This window comes from Pseudomonas monteilii, assembly GCA_001534745.1.
GTDB lineage: Bacteria > Pseudomonadota > Gammaproteobacteria > Pseudomonadales > Pseudomonadaceae > Aquipseudomonas > Aquipseudomonas alabamensis.
The window spans coordinates 1,385,693-1,408,808 of the sequence record CP013997.1 but is presented as its reverse complement, the minus strand read 5'-3'; the positions used below and the strand labels follow the sequence as shown (position 1 = coordinate 1,408,808).

Here is a 23,116-nt window from a genome sequence, read left to right as displayed (position 1 = left end):
GGCAGACGCAAGTTTCCAGTGCCCACACCGGGATCGGCCCAACGGTCGCGATGGGACTGAACGCTGCGATCTCCCCGCCCTCAGACGACCATACCTACAGGAGAACAGCATGAATCAGACAGCCTTGGTCGTCGGTGCCAGCGGTATCGTCGGCAGCGCCCTCACCCACCTGCTGGTCGAACAGGGGTGGCCCGTCACCGCCCTGTCGCGCCATCCAGGCGAGCAGCCCGGCGTGACCCCGCTGGCCGCCGACCTGCAGGATCCGGCCTCCCTGGCGGCCGCCCTGGCCGGACAACAGCCCACCCATGTGTTCATAACCACCTGGTCGCGCCAGGCCACCGAAGCCCTGAACATCCAGGTCAACGCTGCCATGGTGCGCAACCTGCTCGACGCCCTGCGCCCGGCCAAGAGCGTGCGCCACGTCACCCTGGTCACCGGCCTTAAGCATTACCTCGGGCCGTTCGATGCCTATGGCAAGGGCCAGCTGCCCCATACGCCGTTTCGTGAAGACCAAGGGCGTCTGGACGTCGAGAACTTCTACTATGCCCAGGAAGACGAGCTGTTCAGCGCCGCCGAGCGTGACGGCTTCACCTGGAACGTGCACCGCCCGCACACGGTCACGGGCGTGGCGGTCGGCAATGCCATGAACATGGCCACCACCCTCGCCGTCTACGCCACCCTGTGCAAGCACCTGGGCCGCCCCTTCGTCTTCCCAGGGTCACGTGTCCAGTGGGACAGCCTCACGGACATGACCGATGCCCGTCAGCTGGCCCAGCAGCAGGTGTGGGCCGCCACCACGCCAGCGGCTTTCGATCAGGCGTTCAACGTCACCAACGGGGATGTGTTCCGCTGGAAGTGGATGTGGGGCAGGATCGCCGAGTACTTCGACCTGCAAGCGGCAGACTACCCCGCGCAGCTGTCGCCCCTGGAAACGCAGATGGCCGACGATGCACCGACCTGGCGCCAGATCGCCGAGGCCAATGGCCTGCAGGAACCTGACATGAACCGTCTGGTCTCGCCCTGGCACACCGATGCCGACCTGGGCCGGCCGATCGAGGTGGTGACCGACATGTCCAAGAGCCGGCGCCTGGGCTTCACGGCTTACCAGGCCAGCGACCAGGCGTTCTTCGACGTGTTCGATCAACTGCGTGCGCAACGCCTGATCCCCTGACGACGCCCTGCGCTCGTCGCCGCTCGAGGCCCGCTGTCGCCTACCGCTCAGGCTCAGACCCATCTGCGGCCCTGCGGTGCGGGCCGATCGATGTAGAGGGCGTCGAGCGCGCTGTAGCGCACGCTTTCGACCGTGCCCCAATGGGCCGACGTGTGGATGTAGCGTGATTCCAGCAACCGGCGCTCCTGCGCCGTCAGCCCTGGCGTTTCGCGCTCGCCCAAGGCGAACGCCTGGAGCTTGACGGCAAGCGGCTGCAGTTCATCCGGCACTGTCAGCTGAGGATCCTGATCATCGATCGCCGCCAGCGGCACCCCCGCACCTCGCGCCCGTGCATGCATGATGCGCAGCATGACCCGTGACAGATGCCCCCAGACTTCGCGCTCCCGCAGCAATGTGGCATAGACCTGCTTCTGCGCCGGTTCATCGCGCCGCGCACGCTCGGACGTCAAGGCACGCTCCCACGTCAGCAGGCGGGTATACGGCACCGTCTCGGACAGAGCAAGCACCTCCCGGTACGCCGCCGTCTGTTGCGCAGAGGTGGCCAGTGACACACGATTCGAGCGCGGCTTGCACATCAGGACACGCTCGTGCAGGTGCGTCGGGTAGCCCCCGCCGATGTCCGAATGGGCACCCGGCAGCACGATGTCGTTCGAGGTCGGCACCAGGGGAAAGTGATAACGGTGCTCATCGCCGGCGACCAGTTGCACGGCACGTTCGGCCAGTCCCGGCGCAAGCTCCAGCTCCAGGCCGCCGCGGTCATCGTCGAAAGGCGCCAGGACGGCCACGACGGTGTCGAACAACCCGATGAAGCCGATCGACACCCTGCAGTCGATGCCCGCCTGCTCGAGCAGCGTCCGTGCCAACTGGCTGTGCCGCCCACGGTGCAGGTCATTGGCCAGGTGCCGGGCAGCGGCGGCACCACGGCTGAAGCCGAACAGATCGACCTGCAAGGAGACGGCCTGCCGCGCTCCTGACGCCTGAGCATGCTGCTTCACCTGCTCGGCCAGCGCCTGACTGGCCTGCTCGACGCGTTCGGCGACCCCGGTACAGCCCCGCCCGGTGGCCTGGCTCCAGAGCGAGTCCGCCTGCCCTTGGGTGGTGCCGATGCCTTCGACGTACAGGCGACCGGTCACCGGCTGGCCATCGTCCACGGGGTCCGCGGACGGGTACAACTCATACAGCAGCGCGACATTGGTCAGGGCATTGGCATAACTGCTTCGTTGCCGCTCGCCAGACCGCCCCTCGAGGGCCTGGGGACTGTTGAAGCGATTGTTGCCGGTGCCATCGAAGAACACCCCGATACGCAGGGGCCGAGGAGGATCGAACAGGTTCATGCATGGGCTTCCTTGAAGAAAACCTCATGGAAAGCAGCGACGGGCCCTCTGTGAATCGGCGCATCGGCATGCGGGGGCCGGATAAATGGACGCGACACCTGAACGGCCAGGTGTTATTTGTGAGCCGTCATTGGTCGGCAAGGGGTCGGATGCATTAAAGTAGCCACCCTTGCCTGTGCGGTGGCCTGCCAACCCATCCCGGCTCTCAACCAGGAAGTCTCGACGATGGAACACCGTGAAGCGCTCGTGGCGCTGCGCACCTTTCTTTCCACCCAGATCCTCGGTCAGGAAAAGCTCGTCGAGCGCCTGCTGATCGTGCTGCTGGCCGACGGCCACATGCTGGTCGAGGGTGCGCCGGGACTGGCCAAGACCAAGGCGATCAAGGAGCTGGCAGAGGGCGTCGAGGCGCAGTTCCACCGCATCCAGTTCACCCCGGACCTGCTGCCGGCGGACATCACCGGCACCGAAATCTATCGCCCGGAAACCGGCAGCTTCGTGTTCCAGCAAGGGCCGATCTTCCACAACCTGGTGCTGGCCGACGAGATCAACCGTGCGCCTGCCAAGGTACAGTCGGCGCTGCTCGAAGCCATGGCCGAGCGTCAGGTCAGCGTCGGGCGCAGCACCTATGACCTGTCGCCGTTGTTCCTGGTCATGGCCACGCAGAACCCGATCGAACAGGAAGGCACCTACCCCCTGCCCGAGGCGCAGCTCGACCGCTTCCTGATGCACGTGAAGATCGGCTTCCCCGACTCGGCGGTCGAGCGCCGCATCCTGCAGCAGGCACGTGGCGAAGCACTCAACGGAGAGACCAAGCCGGAACGCCGGGTCAGCCAGCAGGCGATCTTCGCGGCGCGCAAGGAGATCCTCGGCCTGTACATGGCCGACGCCGTGGAGGAATACCTGGTGCAGCTGGTCATGGCCACGCGCACCCCGGCCAAGTTCGACGCCGACCTGGCCGACTGGATCGCCTACGGCGCCAGCCCCCGTGGCTCGATCGCCCTGGACCGTTGCGCGCGGGCCCATGCCTGGCTGGCCGGGCGCGACTTCGTCAGCCCCGAGGACATCCAGGCGGTGCTGTTCGATGTGCTGCGCCACCGCATCATCCTGTCCTTCGAAGCCGAGGCAGCCGGTGTCGACCAGGACCGCGTGGTGCAGCGCATCCTCGACGTCGTGGCCGTCGCCTGAGCCCATGCCGACCTCGCCGTCTGCCGAACCCGGCATCCGCATCGGCCTCGCCGAGCTGATCGACATGCGCCATCGCGTGCGCGAGATCCAGCTGTTCGCCCAGGCGGGTCAGCGCAGCCCGCTGGTGGGCCTGCACCACTCGCGGCTGCGCGGGCGTGGCGTGGACTTCGATCAGGTCCGGGTCTACCAGGCCGGCGACGACGTGCGCAACATCGACTGGCGGGTCACGGCACGCACCCAGGAACCGCACACCAAGTTGTTCCACGAAGAGCGCGAGCGGCCCATCTTCATTCTGGTCGAGCAGAGCCAACGGCTGTTCTTCAGCTCGGGGCTCAACTTCAAGTCGGTCCTGGCGGCCCAGGCGGCGGCCCTGTTCGGCTGGGCTGCGCTGGGGCATAACGACCGGGTCGGCGGGCTGGTGTTCGGCGACACCGAGCACTATGAAATCAAGCCACGGCGCAGCAAGCAGAGCCTGCTGCAGCTGCTCAACCGGCTGGCGCGGGTCAATCAGTCGCTGCACACCGAAGCCGTACCGCACCCGGACAACCTGGGCCTGGCCCTGCGTCGCGCCCGCGAAGTGCTGCGGCCTGGCAGCCTGGCCATCGTGATCTGTGACGAGCGCGCCCTGAGCGCGGCGGCCGAACAGCACCTGAGCCTGCTGTCGCGGCACTGCGACCTGCTGTTGATGCCGATTTCCGACCCTCTGGACCATGCCCTGCCCGCCGCCGGCCTGCTGCGCTTCGCCCAGCGTTCGGCCCAGCTGGAACTCGACACCCTCGACCCGCACCTGCGCCAGACCTACCGGCACCAGGCCGAGGCCCGCGTCGAACGCTGGGACACGCTGGCGCAGAAGCTGCGCGTGGTGCTGATGCCCCTGAACACACAGCGCGAGATGCTCGACCAGTTGCGCGACTACCTCGCCGAGCAGCGCCCGAGGCGCGCGCCATGAGCCCCCTGGAGCAGCTACAGCCGTTGATCGAGCCTGCGCCCATCAGCGCCTGGCCGCCCGCGCCCGGCTGGTGGGCGCTGCTGGCGCTGATGCCGATGCTGGTGTGGGCCGCCGTACGCGTGTACCGGCGATGGGCCCGGCGTGTACCGCCAGACCCGCTCGCCCCGGCCGAACAGCCGCTGGACCCGATCCGCGTGGAGGCACTCGCCGAGCTGGCGCGCCTGCCACGCCCCTACGATGGCGCGCCGGCCGGTGCCTGGCTGCAGCAGATCAACGCGCTGCTCAAGCGCCTGTGCCGCAACCACTACCCGGATGCCAACAGCCATACGCTCAACGGCCGCCAATGGCTGGCCTTTCTCGACAACCGCTGCCCGGCGGCCGGCCTGACCCGATGGATGATCCTGGTCGAAGGCGCCTACAAGCCTGAGTGCAAGCTCGACGACAAGGCCATCGCCGGGCTGGGCAACGCCGTCGACACCTGGATCCGCAAGCATGTTTGACCTGGCCTGGCCGTGGATCCTGCTGCTGGCGCCGTTGCCGTGGCTGGCACGGCTGCTGCTGCCGCCTGCCGAAAGCGGTGAGCCGGTGCTCAAGGTCGGCTTTCTGCCCGAACTCGAACGCCTGGCCGGGCGCCGGGCGCGCCTGAGCCTGCCGACCTGGCGCCAGCAGGCGCCGTTCGTGATCATCTGGCTGCTGGTTCTGCTGGCCACGGCGCGACCCCAATGGCTGGGCGAACCGGTACCGGTGGCAGCCAGCGGTCGCGACCTGCTGGTGGCCGTCGATGTGTCCGGCTCGATGGATTTCCCCGACATGCAGTGGCAAGGCGACGACATCAGCCGACTGGACCTGGTCAAGGCGCTGCTGGGCGATTTTCTCCAGGACCGCGAAGGCGATCGGGTCGGGTTGATCCTGTTCGGCAGCCAGGCCTACCTGCAAGCGCCGCTGACCTTCGATCGACGGACCGTGCGGACGTTTCTGGACGAGGCGCGGATCGGGATCGCTGGCAAGAACACGGCCATCGGCGACGCCATCGGCCTGGCGGTCAAGCGCTTGCGTGAACGTCCCGCGACCAGCCGGGTGCTGATCCTGATCACCGATGGCGCCAACAACGGCGGCCAGATCCACCCGTTGACGGCCGCGCGCCTGGCGGCCCAGGAAGGCGTGCGTATCTACACCATCGGCATCGGCGCCAACCCCGAGACCACGGGCATGCCCGGCCTGCTCGGGCTGAACCCGAGCCTGGACCTGGACGAAGCGTCGCTGCGCGAGATCGCCGCGCTGACCCAGGGCAGTTACTTCCGTGCCCATGACGGCGCCGAGCTGGAGGCGATCGGCGACACCCTCGACCAACTCGAACCGGTGACCCAGCAGCCGACCCAGACACGGGTGGCCAAGCCCCTGTATGCCTGGCCCCTGGCGCTGGCGTTGCTGTTGAGCGTGCTGCTGGTCGGCAGCAGCCTGTGGCCCGAGCCGCTGTTGCAACGCCTGCTGCGCCAAGGCCGCCTGCCTGCGCCGCTGGCGCGTGGGTACGCCCGCCTGGTCGCGAGGAAACGCCCATGATCGAACTCTGGCCGCAATGGCTGCGTCCGTTCTGGCTGCTGGCGCTGCCTGTGCTCGGTTGGCTGCTGTTCAGGCTGTGGCACCGCCGCAAGCGTGCCGGCCGCTGGCAGATGATCGTGCCGGCGCGGTTCCACGCCGTGTTGCTCGGCGGTGGCGATGGCAGCACCAGCAAGCTGCCCTGGGTGGTCCTGGGCCTGGCCTGGCTGCTGACCTTGCTGGCCCTGCTCGGGCCCAGCTGGCAACGCCTGGAAGACACCCACCAGCGCCCGGCCGATCCGTTGGTGATCCTGCTCGAGCTGACGCCACAGATGCTCGCCGAGGACACCGCGCCCAACCGCCTGCAACAGGCCCGGCGCAAGATCCTCGACGTGCTCGAGCACCGCCGCGACAGCCAGACCGCCCTGATCGTCTACGCGGGCAGCGCGCACGTGCTGGTGCCGCTGTCCGACGACGTGGCCACCACGCGCAACCTGCTCGAGGCGATCGACCCGTCGATCATGCCGCAGGCCGGACAACGGGCTGACCTGGCCGTGCGCAAGGGGCTGGCGCTGCTGGCCCAGAGCGGGCTCGGGCAAGGGCGGCTGCTGCTGGTCGGCTCCTCGCTGGACGACCCTGAGCGGCGCGGGATCCTGCATGCCCTGGGGCGTCAAGGTCCGAGCCTGTTGATGCTGGGGATCGGCAGCAGCGCCGGCGCCCCGATACGCCAGGCCAACGGCGAGTACCTCAAGGACGCCCAGGGCGCGATCCTCGTGCCCCGCCTGGACGGCGCGAGCCTGAAGGCCTTCGTCAACGCCACCGGCGGGCGCTACCGGCATGCGCGCATCGACGATCTGGACCTGCGCGGCCTGGGGCTGTTCGACGACCCCCGCACGCTGCACCGCGAAGGTCAGCTGCTGCAGCTCGACAGCTGGGCCGACCAGGGTCATTGGTTGCTGCTGCCGCTGTTGGCACTGATGGCCTGTGCCGGTCGGCGCGGCTGGTTGTTCTGTCTGCCGCTGTTGCTGGCCCTGCCCCAACCCAGCTATGCCTTCGGGATCGACGACCTTTGGGCGCGTCCGGACCAGCAGGGCCAGCGCCTGCTGGAAGCCGGGCATCCCGGCGACGCCGCACGGCACTTCCGCGACCCGGCCTGGCGCGGCGTGGCCTTGTACCGGGCAGGAGACTTCGCAGGCGCAGCGCGCGAATTCGCCAAGGGGCAGACGGCCCAGGCCCACTACAACCGCGGCAATGCCCTGGCCCGTGCGGGCGATCTGGAGGGCGCACTCGACGCCTATGACCAAGCCCTGGAACTGCAACCGGACCTGCCGGCCGCGCTGAGCAACCAGGCCTTGGTGCAAGAGGCGCTCCAGGCCCGCGATGCCCAGGCCCAGGCCGACGCTCAGGCGGCGCAGCAGCATTCGCCCCCGGACCGCGACAATCAGGGCAACAGCGGCTCGCCCGGCGATGCCGCCGAGGCGACACCTGCCGAAGGCGAGCCGGCCAGTCGGCAGAGCAACGCAACGGGCGACGCCGATGCCGACCCAGGCCCCCCGCAGTCCTCCGCAGACGACACCCTGCAACCGCCCCCGCGCCCCGCCGACACGGCCCTGGATGCCGAGCAGCGCCAGGCGCTCGAACAATGGTTGCGCGAGATCCCCGACAATCCGGCAGAGCTGCTGCGGCGCAAGTTCTGGTACGAGCAGCAACTGAATCAGGAACCCACCCCATGAGCCGCCTTGGCGTCTTGCTTGCCTGCCTGTGCGTCTGCCTGACGGTCCAGGCGCAGTCCCTCTTCCAAGCGTCGGTCGACCGCACCCGTGTGGATGCAGGCGAGACCTTCGAGCTGACCCTCGAAAGTCAGGACGTCACCCAGTTCGGCAAGCCCGACCTGGGCGCGCTGGACGCCGACTTCGACGTGCGCAGCACGCGCCAGCTCAACAGCCTGCACACGCTGGACGGCGAGACGCGCGCCAGCACCCGCTGGATCATCACCCTGCTGCCACGCCGCAGTGGCAGCCTGCAGATCCCCGCCCTGCACCTGGGCCAGGCCAGCACTCAGCCCATCGACCTGCAGGTCCTGCAGGCCGATCCCAGCCATGTCGGGGGCGCCGCACCGGTGTTTCTCGAAGCCGCGCTGGACAGCGATGACGTCTATGTCCAGGCACAGACCGTGCTGACCGTGCGGGTCTACCATTCGGTCTCGCTGTACGACGACAGCACCTTGAGCCCACCCCAGGTGGAAGACGCCAAGCTCGAGCCGCTGGGCGACTCGCGCACCTTCGAGAAGGACATCGATGGCGTGCGTCACGGCGTGATCGAAACCCGTTACGCCCTCTACCCACAGCGCAGCGGCTCGCTGGACATCGCCCCGCTGACGTTCACCGCCACCGCCGCCGACACCGAGGGCGCCGACGCGGGCACTGCGCGGGGCGGACGCCAGGTGCAGGCCCGCTCGCTGCCGCTGCGCCTGCACGTACGACCGATTCCCGCCAGCTATCCCGCCGACACCCCCTGGCTGCCCGCGCGCAGCCTGACCCTGGAAGAACACTGGAACCCGGACCCGGCCCTGCAGCGCACCCAGGTCGGTGACTCGCTGACCCGCAGCATCAGCCTGCGCGCCGAAGGCCTGTCGAGCGCCCAACTGCCGGCGCTACCCGCCACCGAAGTGGCCGGGTTGCGCCGTTACCCGGACCAGCCGCAGTTGCGCAACGACATCGGCGAGCGCGGCATGATCGCCAATCGCGAAGAACGTGAAGCGCTGGTGCCGGTGCGCGCCGGGGAACTGGCCCTGCCCGCCCAGGACGTGGTGTGGTGGAACACCCGTGAGGACCACCTCGAGCACAGCAACCTGCCGGCGCGGACCCTGACCGTACTCGACAACCCGGCCCTGACCGGCGACGCCCCCGTCAACAGTGCCGGCACACCGGTCCACCTGTGGCCCTGGCAGCTGGCCACCGGGCTGTTGGTCTTGAGCAACCTGCTGGTCGGCGTTCTCTGGTGGCGGGCCCGTTCGCGACCCGCGGTGGCGCGCCCGGTGCAGAGCGGGCCGAGCCCACGCAGCCTGCTCGACGACCTCAAGCGCGCCTGCCAGGCCAACGATCCCCAGGCCACGCGACAGGCGCTCGATGCCTGGGCGCGCCAGCAACCGGAAACCCTGGCCGACATGGCCGCCCGTTTCGTACCCTTGTCCGACGCCCTGGATGGGCTCAATGGCGCGCTCTACAGCGAAACCGGCCAGACCTGGCAAGGCGACGAGCTATGGCGCGCCATCGGCACCATCCCCTCGGCCGAGCACCTGCGTCCGCCCTTGGGCGATGCCGGCAGCCTGCCGCCGTTGTACCCCAAATAATCCTGGCGTGACGCCTGGCGTCGCGCCTGTACTGCATGGATCCTTCGATGCGTCTGTTTCACACCTCCGATTGGCACCTGGGCCAGAGCCTGCATGGCCAGGAACGCGACTACGAGCACGTCTGCTTTCTCACCTGGCTGCTCGAACAACTGCATCAGGAACAGCCCGATGCCCTGCTGATCGCTGGCGACGTCTTCGACACGGTCAATCCACCGGTCAAGGCACAGGAGCGCCTCTACGACTTCATCGTCCAGGCCCACGAGCAACAGCCCACCCTGGACATCGTGATGATCGCCGGCAACCACGACTCCGGCTCGCGCATCGAACTGCCAGCGCCCCTGATGCGTCGGCTGCGGACCCATGCCCTGGGACGGGTGCACTGGCTCGACGATGGCCAGCTGGATGCCGAGCGCCTGCTGATCCCCTTGACCGACGCGCAGGGCAACGTGGGTGCCTGGTGCCTGGCGCTGCCGTTCATGCGCCCGGCCGAGGTCACCGGCCTGCACCTGGGCGATGACTACCTCAACGGCGTCGGCCAGGTACACCGGCAGCTGATCGCCGCCGCGCAGGACAAGCGCGCGCCCGACCAGGCGCTGATCGCCATCAGTCATGCGCACATGGCCGGCGGCAGCGTGTCCGAGGACTCCGAGCGCAGCCTGATCATCGGCAATGCCGAGGCCTTGCCCGCGCGATTGTTCGACCCCTGCGTCGGCTATGTGGCCCTGGGTCATCTGCACAAGCCCCAGCAGGTCAACCGCGAAGCACGCATTCGCTACAGCGGTTCACCCCTGCCGCTGTCGTTCGCCGAGGTCGACTACCCGCACCAGATCCTCGACGTGCGCTTCGAAGGCGCCACGCTCGCCAGCGTCGAGCCGCGCCTGGTGCCACGCGCGGTCTCGCTCAAGCGCATCGGCCCGGCGCCGCTGGAGGCCTTGCTCGAGACCCTGGCCGAGTTGCCTGCACCCGACCTGCTCGACGATCCACGGCATCAACCCTGGCTCGAGGTACGGGTCAGGCTCGAGGCACCGCGCCCCGACCTGCGCCAGCAGCTCGAGACAGCGCTGCTGGGCAAGGCCGTGCGCCTGGTGCGCATCTACGCGGAGTACGCCGGCAGCGGCCCGGCCGATGATCCCGACGCGCCGCTGGTGGAACTCGGTGAGCTGACGCCCCAGGACCTGTTCGGCCGGGCCTGGACCCAGGCCTACGGCAGCCCGGTGGACGCGCAGGCCCTGGCCGACTTCGCCGTGCTGCTGCACGAGGTGCAGCACGAGGAGGAGCAGCCATGAAGATTCTTGCCATCCGCCTGAAGAACCTGGCATCGATCGCCGGGCCGGTGGACATCGACTTCACCGCCGAGCCCCTGGCCAGCGCCGGCCTGTTCGCCATCACCGGCCCGACCGGCGCCGGCAAGAGCACCCTGCTCGATGCCCTGTGCCTGGCGCTGTTCGGCAGTGTCCCGCGGTTGGGCGCCGTGTCGCGCGAGGCCAAGGTGCCGGACGGCGACGGCGACATCGCCACCTGGGACCCGCGCAACCTGCTGCGCCGCGGCACCGGCAGTGGTCATGCCGAAGTCGATTTCGTCGGCACCGACGGGCACCGGTATCGGGCGCGCTGGGAGGCCAACCGGGCCCGTGACAAGGCCAGCGGCAAATTGCAGCACAGCCGCCAGAGCCTGTACGACCTGGACACCGAACAACTGCTGAGCAACCAGAGCAAGACCGAGTACAAGCAGCTGATCGAAGCGCGCCTGGGGCTGAACTTCGAGCAGTTCACCCGTGCGGTGATGCTGGCCCAGAGCGAGTTCAGCGCTTTTCTCAAGGCTGACGACAAGGAACGCAGCGAGCTGCTGGAAAAACTCACCAACACCTCGATCTACACCCGCTTGGGGCAGCGGGCCTTCAGCAAGGCGCGCGAGGCCGGCGAGTGGCACGCCCAGCTTGAGGCCGAAGCTGCCCACGTGCTGCCACTGACCGAGGATCTGCGCCAGGCGCTCGACCAGCAACTCGACCAGGCCCGACAGACGTTGCAGGCCCACCAGGCCCAACAACGGCAACTGGAGGCGCAGCGGGCCTGGCTGGCCGAGCAGCAGCGCCTGCATGACCATTGCACGAGCGCGGCCGAGGCGCTGCGCGAGGCCGAGCAGGCCGCCGACGCCTTGGAGGCGCAGCGTCAGGACGTGCAGTGGCTCGAACACCTCGCGCCCCAGCGCCATCTGTTCCAGCGCCAACAGGCGGTCCAGACTGAACTGGCTTCGCTGCAGGCAGCTTCGACTGCCCAGCATCAGGAACAAGAGGCGTTGCACGCGCGTGTCGCCCAGCAGCACGAGACTGTCCAGGCGGCCCATCTGGCCATGCAACAGGCCCAGGCCCAGATGACGGAAGCAGGGCCTGCCTTGCGCCGCGCCTATGCGGCACACGATCACTTGCAGCGCCTGGCCCAGGAGCAGGCCCGCCTGGCCACGGTCGTCGAACAGGCCGACCAGGCCGTCCGCCAGGGGCAGCAGCAGCTCGATCACTTGCAGGCGCAACAGCAGCGCAGCCTCGACCAGCTGGCGACCATCGAGACGGCCCTGGCGCGCAGCGCCGAGCTGGATGGGCTGAGCACGGCCTGGCAAGCCTATCGCGCGCAGCTTCAGCAGCTGTTGCAGACCGACGCTCGCCTGGCCCAGGGACGTGCCGAACTTCCTGCCCTGCAACGCAGCGTCGAGCACGCCAACCAGAACGCCACTGCTCACCAGCAGACCCGAGCGCTGCTGTTCAGCGAGGCGGACGTCGAACCCCAGGCGCTGGGTGAGCAACTGAGCCTGCTGGGCCCGTTGTTGCAGGACAACCGCCGACAGTTGCGTACCGTCGAAGCCACGGTACGCCTTCACGCTCGCCAGCAGGAGCTGGAACAGGACCTGGCCGCCCTGCAGCAGCGCCAGGCCGAAGCGCTCCAGACGCGCCAGCGCCAAGTTACCGAAGGGCTGGCTGCCAAGGCCGAGCTGGACACGGCCGAACAAGCCCTGACGTTGACGCGCCAGCTGCTGGAGCGTCAGCGCCTGGCCCGCACGGCCAGCGTCGAACAATTGCGGGCGCAGCTGCAGGACGACCAGCCGTGCCCGGTCTGCGGCAGCGCCGAACACCCTTACCATCGTCCTGAAGCGCTGCTGGAAAGCCTCGGCGCGCATGACCAGGCCGAGGAGCGACAGGCCCAGGATCAGGTCGATCGGCTCAAGACGCAGCTTGACGACCTGCGCCTGAGCGTCGGCGTGCTCAACGGGCAGATCAAGGCCTATCAGCACCAGCAGGCGCAGTTGCGCGAACAGCTGCAGCCGCTGATCGACCAGCTGGCCGCCGACCCGCTCTGGCCGACCCTGGAAGCCCAGGACGCGCCCGCCCGCAGCGCCTGGCTCGCCCTGCAGCAGCGCCGCCTGGAGCAGGACATCGCCCGCGACGAAGCCCGCCAGGCCGTGTTGCATGACGTGCAACGCCAGGCCGTCGTCCTGAACGAGCAGGTGCAGGCCGCACTCGAGGCGCGTCAACAGGCCGAGCGTCAGCTCGAGCAGCAGCGGCAGGCGTTGAAGGATGACCAGCAGCGCCTGGACCAGGCCCTGGAAGCGTTCACGCCGGTCATGCCAGCGGCGCTGTTGCAGGCGCTCAAGGACGATGCCGCCCAGGCCTTCCTGACGCTCGACCAGCAGGTCGGCCTGCGGGTGCAGCAACAGGCGCAGTACCGCGAAGAACAGCAGGAGCAGCAGGCCCGGCAAGCGCGGCTCGACCCGCTGCGCAACGAACAGCACGCCAGTCAGGCGCGTCTGCGCGAGGTGCGTGAACAGCTCACGGCGCTCGAGGCGCAGGCGCATCAGGCACAGGCGGGGCTGACCGAGCTGCTGGGCCCGCATGCCAGCGCCGAGCAGTGGCAGACCCACGTGGAAGGCGCGTTGGAGCAGGCGCGCCTGGCCGAGGCCGAGGCCAACCAGCAGGCACAGCGACTGCGCGAACAGCAGGTGGCGCTGGCAGGTGAAATCAAGGCTGGGAGCGCGCGCGAAGCCGCCTTGGCCGAAGAGCGCCAGGCACTTCAGACCCAGGTCGAGCACTGGCGTGCGGCTCATCCGTCCGTGGGCGACGATCAGCTCGAGCGTCTGCTGGCGGTGGACGACGCGCAACGGGATCACTGGCGCCAGGCGCTCCTGGCGACAGACACGCGCCTGAACCAGGCGCGCATCCTGTTGACCGAACGCGAGGCGCGGGTGCAGCAGCACGCGGCGCTGTCCGACGAAGCCGCCCTGCCTGCCGACACCCTGGAGCAGACGCTTGAAACCCTGCGGGCGCAGATCGAGCAACACGAACAGCACTGCGCCGAGCTGCGCGCACGCCAGGCCGACGACGACCGCCGTCGTGACGCCTACCGTGCCTTGGCGGCCGACATCGAGGCCGCCTATCAGCAGTGGCAACGCTGGGCCAGGGTGAACGCGCTCATCGGTTCGGCCACGGGCGACACCTTCCGCAAGTTCGCCCAGGGCTACAACCTCGATCTGCTGCTGCACCATGCCAACAGCCAGTTGCGTCAGCTGGCCCGCCGCTATCGCCTCAAGCGGGGCGGCAGCGCGTTGGGCTTGCTGGTGCTGGATACCGAGATGGGCGATGAGCTGCGTTCGGTGCATTCACTGTCCGGCGGCGAGACCTTCCTGGTTTCCCTGGCCTTGGCCTTGGGACTGGCGTCCATGGCGTCGAGCACCCTGCGCATCGAGTCGCTGTTCATCGACGAGGGCTTCGGCAGCCTCGACCCCGAATCGCTGCAACTGGCCATGGATGCGCTGGACGGACTGCAGGCCCAGGGCCGCAAGGTGGCGGTGATTTCCCATGTGCAGGAGATGCACGAGCGGATCCCGGTGCAGATCCAGGTGCAGCGGCAGGGGAATGGGTTGAGCAAGGTGGAGGTGATGGGTTAGGTCAGGTGGCAAGGTCACCTGAGCGCCCATCAGCAGTGGGCCGTCGCTCGAGCGATCGCGTTGATCTCAGAGGCAATGAGTTCAGGGTTTTGTGGGGCCTGCGGACCCAATCGCGGCCGATCCGGCGCCCCGGCGGGAGGCCGCTCAGATGGCCGCGATAGCCTGCAACACCATGGTGCGGCCTATCGCTGGCAAGCCAGCTCCCACCCGGACCTCTGTAGCCGTCGGTCTAGGCATGGCTGCGCAAGCAGCTTGTGGGAGCGGGCTTGCCCGCGATGCAGGCGGCGCCTGACAGGGCCCTATCGCTGGCAAGCCAGCTCCCACCCGGACCTCTGTAGCCGTCGGTCTAGGCATGGCTGCGCAAGCAGCTTGTGGGAGCGGGCTTGCCCGCGATAGCGGCCGGTCCAGCGCCGCCTGCATCGCGGGCAAGCCCGCTCCCACAAGGCCCGTGACAGCAGGTCTTACGACGGCGCACTCACAGGGTTAGCAACACCGTGGTCAACCTCACCGAACGAATGCAAAGTCCGACGGCGCACCATGTTCCAGCACCTGCACCGTCTCACCCAGCAACCCGCTGCGCGGATCGCGCTTCATCACCACGATGCGGTCGCTTTTCTGGTTGGCCACCAGCAGGAAATCGCCGCTCGGGTCGATACGGAACTCCCGCGGTTCGCGCCCTTCGCTGTCGCGGTGCTGGAGCGCCTTCAGCTGGCCCGTGTCCGGTGCCACGGCGAACACCACGATCTCGTTGCTGGTGCCGCGGTTGCTCACATACAGGAAGCGCCCATCCGGCGACAGGTGCAGCCCGCCCGCTGCCTTGGCTTCCGATTCGTGCCGAGGCGTCAGTGGCAGACGCTGGCGCTCGACCAGTTGCCCGTCGGCCACGTCGAACATCACCACTTCCCCGCTCATCTCCAGGGTCAGGTAGGCATGCTCGCCGGTGGCATCGAAGGCCAGGTGGCGCGGGCCACTGCCAGGCGGCAGGCTGACGGCGGCAGGCTGGGCCGGACGCAACGGCTGCCCGGGGTTGGCGCTGTCGTAGTGGTAGATGAAGACCTTGTCGGCGCCCAGATCGCTGGCGTACAGGTAAAGCCCGTCCGGCGAGAACACTGCCGAATGCACATGGGGCCCGAGCTGTCGCTCCCGGTCTACCTGGCTCGGCACATGGCGGTGCTGCTGGGTCACCGGCGCCAGCGTGCCGTCTCGCCCCACGGGCACGGCCACCAGGCTGCCGCCTGGCACATGGTCCGCCGAATAGTTGGCCACCAGCAGGTAGCGCTGGTCCTGGCTCAGGCTGGCATGGGTCGGTTCGTCGCCCAGGCTGGGCACACCGTTGAGCGGCGCGAGCACGCCGCGTTCATCGAGGGAAAAGCTGCTGACGCTGCCTTGTCCGTCGCCTAATTCGTTGACCGCAAAAAGCAGGCGCTGGTCTTCGGACATCACCAGCCAGGAAGGGTTGGGCGTCTTGATCACCTGCAACGCCTGGGGGTCGATCAAGCCCGTGCGGCTGTCGAAGGCATACCGATAAAGGCCTTCATTCGTGCCCTGGGTGTAGCCGCCGACCAGCAGGGTCGCGGCGTTCGCTTGCAGATTCAGGCTCATCAGGCTCACCGTCAGAAAGGTCATGAGGGTGCGGTTCATCTTCATCTTCTTCCCAGGCGCGCAAGGCGCTCATGCAGATCAGGCTGTGCTCGCCATGAGCGTCGGACAGCCGCCAGTCGGTGCCCTGCCCAGTCGCCGCCTGGACCTGTTCGGGCGTGAAGTGCCAACGCTTGCGTTCGCGACCGTCCATGCACTCGATCATCAACCCCTGATCGTCGAAGGTGAAATCGAAGGCATGCAGCCCATCGATCAGCAGCATGTCGCAGTCGTGCAGGGCATCGGCAAGGGAGGTCATCAGCGTTCACCAGAAGAAAAGCGCGCATTATAGGCAGACCGGCGTCCCCGCAGGGCGTTCAAACGCGATGCCGTCAGCTGCGCTCGCCAGGGGCCGCGCTCAACTCGAAGGGGCTGGCGCTGCGCCGCTGGTTGCGGTCTTCACGCGGGGTGGCGCCGAAGAAGTTGCGGTAGGCGCTGGAGAAGTGCGGCCCGGAGGAGAACCCGCAGGACAGGCCGATCTGGATGATGGACTTGCTGGTCTGCAGCAGCATCTGCCGCGCCTTGTTCAGGCGCAGTTCGAGGTAGTACTGGCTGGGCACGCGGTTGAGGTACTGCTTGAAGATGCGCTCGAGCTGACGCCGGGACACGCAGACGTGCTGGGCGATCTCGTCGGTGGTCAGCGGCTCTTCGATGTTGGCCTCCATCAGCACCACCGCCTGGGTCAGCTTGGGGTGGCTCGAACCCAGACGGTTCTGCAACGGGATGCGTTGACGCTCGCCGCCTTCACGGATGCGCTCGACCACCAGTTCCTCGGATACCGCGCCGGCCAGTTCGGCGCCATGGTCGCGCGCCAGCACTGCCAGCATCAGGTCGACCACCGACAGGCCGCCACAGGCGGTCAGGCGATCCCGGTCCCAGTCGAACAGGTGGCTGGTGGCGATCACCTTGGGGAAGCGCTCGGCGAAATCATCCTGCCAGCGCCAGTGGACGGCGGCGCGGTAGCCATCGAGCAAGCCCAGCAAGGCCAGGGGATAGACACCCGCGGACAGCCCGCCCATCAGGCATCCGCTGCGCGCCACCTGGCGCAGCGCGCCCGCCAGCGCCGTGCTGACGTTCTGCGGCGGCTCGTCGGCCACCAGGAACAGTTTCTGCAGGCCGTCCAGGCGACCGGCCCAAGAGGTGCCGGGCAGGCGCCAGGCGCCCTCCTCCGGTGGCTCGGCCTGAAGGAACACCAGCTCGTAGGCCAACTCCGGCTGCAGACGGCGCGCCCCGAGCAGGACGTCCTCGGCCAGGGCCAGGGTCGATGCACGGGTGCTGGGCCAGGTCAGAAAGCCGATTCGCGGGTGGGTCATAGGGGGGTCCGAAACCTGAGGTCGATCGAGTCAGTGGCGCTGCAAGGGAAGCGCCAGACACGCGCGGCAACGCGGCATGCCCTGGGATGGTGCATGCTCGCAGTATCTACTTCAAGCTGCCAGAAAGAAACTGCTTGAGGCGTTCGGACCGGGGATTGGCCAGAACCTCACGCGGGTGACCGGTTTCCTCCACCAAACCTTTGTGCAGGAAGATCAGCTGGTTGGACACCTCCCGCGCAAAGCCCATCTCGTGGGTGACCACGACCATGGTGCGGCCTTCCTGGGCCAGCGACTGCATGACCTTGAGCACATCACCCACCAGCTCGGGGTCGAGCGCCGAGGTTGGCTCGTCGAACAGCATGACCTCCGGCTCCATCGCCAGCGCCCGGGCGATCGCCACCCGCTGCTGCTCGCCGCCGGACATGTGCCCCGGGTAGGCGTCCTTGCGGTGCGCGACGCCCACCTTGGCCAGGTAATGCTCGGCCTTTTCCAGCGCTTCCTTGCGGCTGACGCCCAGCACGTGCACCGGCGCTTCGATGATGTTCTCCAGCGCTGTCATGTGCGCCCAGAGGTTGAAGTGCTGGAACACCATCGCCAGGCGCGAGCGCAGACGTTGCAACTGCTTGGGTTCGGCCGCGCGCAGGGCGCCATCCTTGCCCGCCACCAGCTTGAGCTGTTCGCCATTGAGCAGGATCTGTCCGGCATGGGGCTGCTCGAGCAGGTTGATGCAGCGCAGGAACGTCGACTTGCCCGAGCCGCTGGAGCCGATGATGCTGATCACGTCCCCGGCCTTGGCGGCCAGCGATACGCCCTTGAGCACTTCATGGCTGCCATAGCGCTTGTGCAGGTCTTGGACTTGGAGTTTGTACATGCGTTCGGATCTCACAGAGCGTCAGTGCTTGCGTGGCGCCAGGTAGCCGAGCCAACGGCGTTCGGCCAGCTTGAACAGGCGTACCAGGATGAAGGTCAGGCACAGGTAGAACACGCCCGCCGTGATGTAGGCCTCGAAAGGCAGGTAGTACTGGGCGTTGACCGTACGGGCCGCGCCGGTGATGTCGATCAGCGTCACGATGGAAGCCAGGCTGGTGGTCTGCAGCATCATGATCACTTCGTTGCTGTACTGCGGCAGCGCCCGGCGCAGCGCCGAGGGCAGCAGGATGCGACGGTACATCTTGGCGCGCGACATGCCCATGGCCTTAGCCGCCTCGATCTCGCCCGCGGGGGTGGCGCGCAGGCTGCCGGCGATGATCTCGGCGGTGTAGGCGCTGGTGTTGATGGCGAAGGCCAGGCAGGCGCAGAAGGTCGCGCTCGACAGCCAGGGCCAGAACAGGCTGTTGCGTACCGCCTCGAACTGGGCCAGGCCGTAGTAGATCAAAAACAGCTGCACCAGCATCGGCGTGCCACGGATCACATAGGTGTAGAGCCAGGCCGGCGCGTTGACCAGGGGGCGCTTGGACACCCGCATCAGGCCCAGGGGAATCGCCGCCAGCAGGCCGAAGAACAAGGAAATGCCCAGCAGCTTGAGGGTGGTCAGCAGGCCGCCGAGGTAGAGCGGCATGGCCTCCCACACCGTGGAGTAGTCGAAAATCATAGTTCAGCCACCTTGACGCCCACCGAGTACCGTTTCTCCAGTTGCTTGAGGGCCAGCAGCGAGACGCTGGTGATCACCAGGTACAGCGCTGCCACGGCCAGGAAGAAGGTGAACGGCTCGCGCGTGGCATCGGCCGCCTGCTTGGCCTTGAACATCATGTCCTGCAGCCCGACGATCGAGATCAGCGCGGTGGCCTTGGTCAGAACCAGCCAGTTGTTGGTGAAGCCCGGTATGGCCAGGCGCACCATCTGCGGCACCATGATGCGGAAGAATACCTGGCGCGCGCTCATGCCGTAGGCCGCGCCCGCCTCGGCCTGCCCCTTGGGAATGCCGAGGAAGGCCCCACGGAAGGTTTCCGACAGGTAGGCGCCGAAGATGAAGCCCAGGGTACCGATGCCAGCGACCATGGGGTTGATGTCGATGTAGTCGTCGTAGCCCACCAAGGGCGCCACGCGGTTGATGACGTCCTGGCCACCGTAGAAGATCAGCAGGATCAGGACCAGGTCCGGGATGCCGCGCACCACCGTGGAATACACATCGCCCAGCCAGGCGAGCCAACGTACCGGCGACAGCCGCAGGGCGACGCCGATGAGGCCCAGCACGATGGCCAGGGCCATGGAGGACAGCGCAAGCTGCAGCGTCAGCCAGGCTCCGTCGAGGATGACTGCCCCGTAGCCTTTCAACATGATGAGGTCCTCGACCTTGAAAATGAAAAATGGTGCAAACCGCAGCGCGCCGCCGTTTGCACCATTGCAGGATGTAGCGAGTGGTTATTGCGCGGCCTGGGCCTTGTCGTCCGGACCGTAGATGTCGAAGTTGAAGTACTTGTCCTGAATTTCCTTGTACTTGCCGCTGGCGCGAATGGCGTCGATGGCGCCGTTCAGGCGTTCGCGGTTGGCGTCGTCGCCCTTGCGCACGGCGATGCCGATGCCGTCACCGAAGTACTTGGCGTCGGTGAAGGCCGGACCGACGAAGGCATAGCCCTTGCCCGCGTCGGTCTTGAGGAAACCGTCTTCCAGCAGGGTGGCATCGGCCACGGTACCGTCGAGCCGGCCAGCGGCGACGTCCAGGTAGATTTCGTTCTGGGTGCCGTACGGCACCACGGTCGCGCCCTTGGCCGCGAGCACTTCCTTGGCGAAGCGGTCGTGGATGGAGCCGCGCTGCACACCGATCTTCTTGCCCGACAGCTCGTGCAGGTCTTCGCTCACGGTGACGCCGTCCTTCATCACCAGGCGCGCTGGCGTGAGGTAGTAGCGCTTGGTGAAGTCCACGGACTTCTTGCGGTCCTCGGTGATGGACATCGACGACAGGATGGCGTCGATCTTGCGCACCTTGAGCGCCGGGATCAGACCGTCGAATTCCTGCTCGACCCAGGTGCACTTGGCCTTGAGCTGCTCGCACAGGGCGTTGCCGATGTCATAGTCGAAGCCCGCCAGGCTGCCATCGGGCTGCTTGAAGGCGAACGGTGGGTAGGCGGCCTCGATGCCGATCTTCAACGGTTTTTCATCGGCCAGCGATACCAGGGAAAACGCGGACAGCGCCAGGGCGCCAAGCAGTGCGAGTTTCTTCATCGGGTAGCTCCATCGGTACAGGCAATAAAAGGCAGGGGTACTACTGCCCGCTAGGCGAAGGGTGACAATGCGAGCCACTCGGCGTCAGGAGCGGATCCTGGGTCACGAGCGCGTGGCTGGCATTCTAACGGCAGGCGAGTCGTCGAAATTTCTTCAAAGCGACAACTACTTACAAAAGCACCAAAAACGGCATCCAGCTCTATTGACAACTTCAAACACATGTGCAGAAGCGACGGAATCCAACCCAGTACTAAAGCAATAAGCGGGCCTATTATTCGCAAACCCTTGTGCTACGGCAAGTCTGAGATGTGATCGAAGGTCAGATCGTGGGAAGGTGCGCCTGTCTGGCGCCCTGGCGTTTCCAAAGGCCCCGTTCGGGTGCAGAGGTCGGTGACGGTGGGCAGGCGGGTGTTCATGCAGGGCCGTCGAGGGGTCGAAGCCTGCCTGCAGCGCAAGGTGGCGCAGCACCCTGTGCGCTGAAAGCGCCGCACAGGGTGTCCGGCCTTTCAGCGCACAAGACCTGGGCGGTCAGGCCACTTTCATCGTCTTGTGGGTGTCGATCAGGTGCTGGACCACGCCCGGATCGGCCAGCGTGGAGATATCCCCCAGCGCGTCGTATTCGCCCGTGGCGATCTTGCGCAGGATCCGCCGCATGATCTTGCCCGAACGCGTCTTGGGCAGGCCCGGGGCCCATTGGATGACGTCCGGCGAGGCGATCGGCCCGATCTCCTTGCGCACCCAGTTCTTCAGTTCCACCCGCAATGCCTCGCTCGGCTCCTCGCCGGCGTTGAGGGTGACGTAGACATAGATGCCCTGCCCCTTCAGGTCATGCGGCACGCCGACCACTGCCGCCTCGGCGACCTTGGCATGGGCAACCATGGCGCTCTCGATTTCGGCGGTGCCCATGCGGTGCCCGGACACGTTGAGCACGTCGTCCACCCGGCCGGTGATCCAGTAATAGCCGTCTTCGTCGCGGCGCGCGCCGTCGCCGGTGAAGTACATGCCGCGGAAGGTCTTGAAGTAGGTGTCGACGAAGCGGTCATGGTCGCCGTACAGCGAACGCGACTGGCCCGGCCAGGAGTCGAGGATCACCAGGTTGCCCTCGGCGGCGCCTTCGATGATGTTGCCCAGGTTGTCCACCAGCGCCGGCACCACGCCGAAGAAAGGACGCGTCGCTGAGCCCGGCTTGAGCGCGGTGGCGCCTGGCAGCGGGCTGATGAGGATGCCGCCGGTCTCGGTCTGCCACCAGGTGTCGACCACCGGGCAACGCTCCTTGCCCACGGTGGAGTAGTACCAGCTCCAGGCTTCCGGGTTGATCGGCTCGCCGACCGAACCGAGCAAGCGCAGGCTGGAGCCGTCGGCACCGGCCACGGCGGCCTGCCCTTCGGCCATCATGGCGCGGATGGCGGTCGGTGCGGTGTAGAGGATGTTGACCTTGTGCTTGTCGATGATCTTCGACACGCGGGTGATGTCCGGGTAGTTCGGCACCCCTTCGAACAGCAGCGTGGTCGCACCGTTGGCCAGGGGGCCGTAGACGATGTAGCTGTGCCCGGTGACCCAGCCCACATCGGCCGTGCACCAGTACACGTCGCCGGGACGGTAGTCGAAGACCCGCTCGTGGGTCAGCGCGGTGTAGACCAGGTAGCCGCCGGTGGTGTGCTGCACGCCCTTGGGCTTGCCGGTGGAACCGGAGGTGTAGAGGATGAACAGCGTCTCCTCGGCGCCCATTTCCTTGGGTGCGCAATGGCTCGAGGCGACCTTCATCAGGTCTTCGTACCAGATGTCGCGGTGCTGGTGCCAGGCGATGTCGCCACCGGTGCGCTTGCACACGATGATCTTCTGCACGCTGGCGGTTTCCGGGTTGGTCAGGGCCAGGTCGACGTTGGCCTTGAGCGCCGTGCGACGACCGCCACGCACGCCTTCGTCGGCAGTGATCACCACCTTGGAGCGGCAATCGATGATGCGACCGGCCAGGGCTTCGGGCGAGAAACCGCCGAACACCACCGAATGGATCGCCCCGATGCGCGCGCATGCCAGCATGGCGACCACGGCTTCGGGGATCATCGGCATGTAGATGGTCACCACGTCGCCGCGGTGCACGTCCTGCCCACGCAGGGCGTTGGCGAACTTGCACACCTGCTCGTGCAACTCGCGGTAGGTGATGTTGCGGCTCTCGGCCGGGTCGTCGCCTTCCCAGATGATGGCCACCTGATCGCCCCGTTCTTCCAGGTGACGGTCCAGGCAGTTGTAGGAGACGTTCAAGGTGCCGTCGGCGAACCACTTGATGTCGACGTGATGGTCATCGAAGGAGGTCTGCTTGACCTTGGTGAAGGGCTTGATCCAGTCCAGCCGCTGGGCCTGCTCGCGCCAGAAGCCGTCGGGGTTGATCACCGATTGCTGGTACATGGCCTTGTAGGTGGCCTCGTCGGTCAGGGTACGTTCCATGACCTCGGGACGAACGGGATACAGGGGCGCCGCACTCATCTTGTTACCTCGGTGTCATCGTTGTTTTTGTATGGGACCGTTTGTAACTGTAGCGCAGC

The 23,116-nt window shown here is 67.2% G+C and carries 18 protein-coding genes; 10 read left to right on the top strand and 8 right to left on the bottom strand.

The annotated features are described in order from the left end of the window. The first annotated feature begins 109 nt into the window (after positions 1-109). Positions 110-1,171, top strand: coding sequence for an NAD-dependent dehydratase (locus APT63_06280; protein ID AMA45268.1), 1,062 nt, complete (start codon positions 110-112; stop codon positions 1,169-1,171). A gap of 53 nt (positions 1,172-1,224) precedes the next feature. Here APT63_06280 and APT63_06275 read toward each other — a convergent pair whose 3' ends face one another. After that, the gene (locus APT63_06275; GenBank protein AMA45267.1) at positions 1,225-2,505 is read right to left on the bottom strand and encodes a hypothetical protein; all 1,281 of its coding nucleotides are present in this window, start codon (positions 2,503-2,505) and stop codon (positions 1,225-1,227) included. 225 nt (positions 2,506-2,730) lie between these two features. Here APT63_06275 and APT63_06270 point away from each other — a divergent pair, with 225 nt between their 5' ends. From APT63_06270 to APT63_06235, 8 genes are read left to right on the top strand one after another with little or no spacing between them, the layout of a single operon-like run. After that, entirely contained in the window at positions 2,731-3,690 is a 960-nt protein-coding gene (locus APT63_06270; GenBank protein AMA45266.1) for an AAA family ATPase, read from the top strand. A 4-nt stretch (positions 3,691-3,694) separates the two neighbouring features. Next, positions 3,695-4,639: a hypothetical protein gene (locus APT63_06265; GenBank protein AMA45265.1), complete on the top strand. Its 945-nt coding sequence runs from the start codon at positions 3,695-3,697 to the stop codon at positions 4,637-4,639. Continuing rightward, positions 4,636-5,139, top strand: coding sequence for a hypothetical protein (locus APT63_06260; GenBank protein AMA45264.1), 504 nt, complete (start codon positions 4,636-4,638; stop codon positions 5,137-5,139). The genes APT63_06265 and APT63_06260 overlap by 4 nt, the downstream gene beginning before the upstream one ends. Then, positions 5,132-6,199: a BatB protein gene (locus APT63_06255; GenBank protein ID AMA45263.1), complete on the top strand. Its 1,068-nt coding sequence runs from the start codon at positions 5,132-5,134 to the stop codon at positions 6,197-6,199. Before APT63_06260 ends, APT63_06255 begins: the two co-directional genes overlap by 8 nt. Beyond that, complete coding sequence (locus APT63_06250; protein ID AMA45262.1) at positions 6,196-7,908, top strand: hypothetical protein; 1,713 nt, start codon at positions 6,196-6,198, stop codon at positions 7,906-7,908. The genes APT63_06255 and APT63_06250 overlap by 4 nt, the downstream gene beginning before the upstream one ends. Then, on the top strand, positions 7,905-9,527 hold the full coding sequence (locus tag APT63_06245; protein AMA45261.1) for a protein BatD: 1,623 nt from the start codon (positions 7,905-7,907) through the stop codon (positions 9,525-9,527). The genes APT63_06250 and APT63_06245 overlap by 4 nt, the downstream gene beginning before the upstream one ends. A 47-nt stretch (positions 9,528-9,574) precedes the next feature. Then, a complete protein-coding gene (locus tag APT63_06240; GenBank protein AMA45260.1) occupies positions 9,575-10,813 on the top strand; it encodes an exonuclease sbcCD subunit D in 1,239 nt (412 codons plus the stop codon). After that, positions 10,810-14,460 (top strand): chromosome segregation protein SMC, encoded by a 3,651-nt coding sequence (locus tag APT63_06235; protein AMA45259.1) that lies wholly within the window; start codon positions 10,810-10,812, stop codon positions 14,458-14,460. Before APT63_06240 ends, APT63_06235 begins: the two co-directional genes overlap by 4 nt. 504 nt (positions 14,461-14,964) lie before the next feature. Here APT63_06235 and APT63_06230 read toward each other — a convergent pair. Continuing rightward, positions 14,965-16,101: a 3-carboxymuconate cyclase gene (locus APT63_06230; GenBank protein AMA47802.1), complete on the bottom strand. Its 1,137-nt coding sequence runs from the start codon at positions 16,099-16,101 to the stop codon at positions 14,965-14,967. A gap of 55 nt (positions 16,102-16,156) precedes the next feature. On the opposite strand from APT63_06230, the gene APT63_06225 reads away from it, so the two are divergent. Then, positions 16,157-16,390 (top strand): hypothetical protein, encoded by a 234-nt coding sequence (locus APT63_06225; GenBank protein ID AMA45258.1) that lies wholly within the window; start codon positions 16,157-16,159, stop codon positions 16,388-16,390. Positions 16,391-16,430: 40 nt separating this feature from the next. Here the strand turns inward: APT63_06225 and APT63_06220 are convergent, their stop codons facing one another. From APT63_06220 to APT63_06195, 6 genes are all read right to left on the bottom strand, one after another. Further along, complete coding sequence (locus APT63_06220) at positions 16,431-17,411, bottom strand: AraC family transcriptional regulator (GenBank protein ID AMA45257.1); 981 nt, start codon at positions 17,409-17,411, stop codon at positions 16,431-16,433. A 106-nt stretch (positions 17,412-17,517) separates the two neighbouring features. After that, a complete protein-coding gene (locus APT63_06215) occupies positions 17,518-18,282 on the bottom strand; it encodes an amino acid transporter (GenBank protein AMA45256.1) in 765 nt (254 codons plus the stop codon). 21 nt (positions 18,283-18,303) lie between these two features. Then, entirely contained in the window at positions 18,304-19,002 is a 699-nt protein-coding gene (locus tag APT63_06210) for an amino acid ABC transporter permease (GenBank protein AMA45255.1), read from the bottom strand. Next, positions 18,999-19,688 (bottom strand): ABC transporter, encoded by a 690-nt coding sequence (locus APT63_06205; GenBank protein AMA45254.1) that lies wholly within the window; start codon positions 19,686-19,688, stop codon positions 18,999-19,001. The genes APT63_06210 and APT63_06205 overlap by 4 nt, the downstream gene beginning before the upstream one ends. Before the next feature lie 84 nt (positions 19,689-19,772). Then, positions 19,773-20,573 carry an ABC transporter substrate-binding protein gene (locus APT63_06200; protein AMA45253.1) on the bottom strand — a complete coding sequence of 267 codons (801 nt, stop codon included), beginning with the start codon at positions 20,571-20,573 and terminating at the stop codon, positions 19,773-19,775. A gap of 528 nt (positions 20,574-21,101) precedes the next feature. Next, complete coding sequence (locus APT63_06195) at positions 21,102-23,057, bottom strand: acetyl-coenzyme A synthetase (protein AMA45252.1); 1,956 nt, start codon at positions 23,055-23,057, stop codon at positions 21,102-21,104. Positions 23,058-23,116 lie beyond the last annotated feature (59 nt).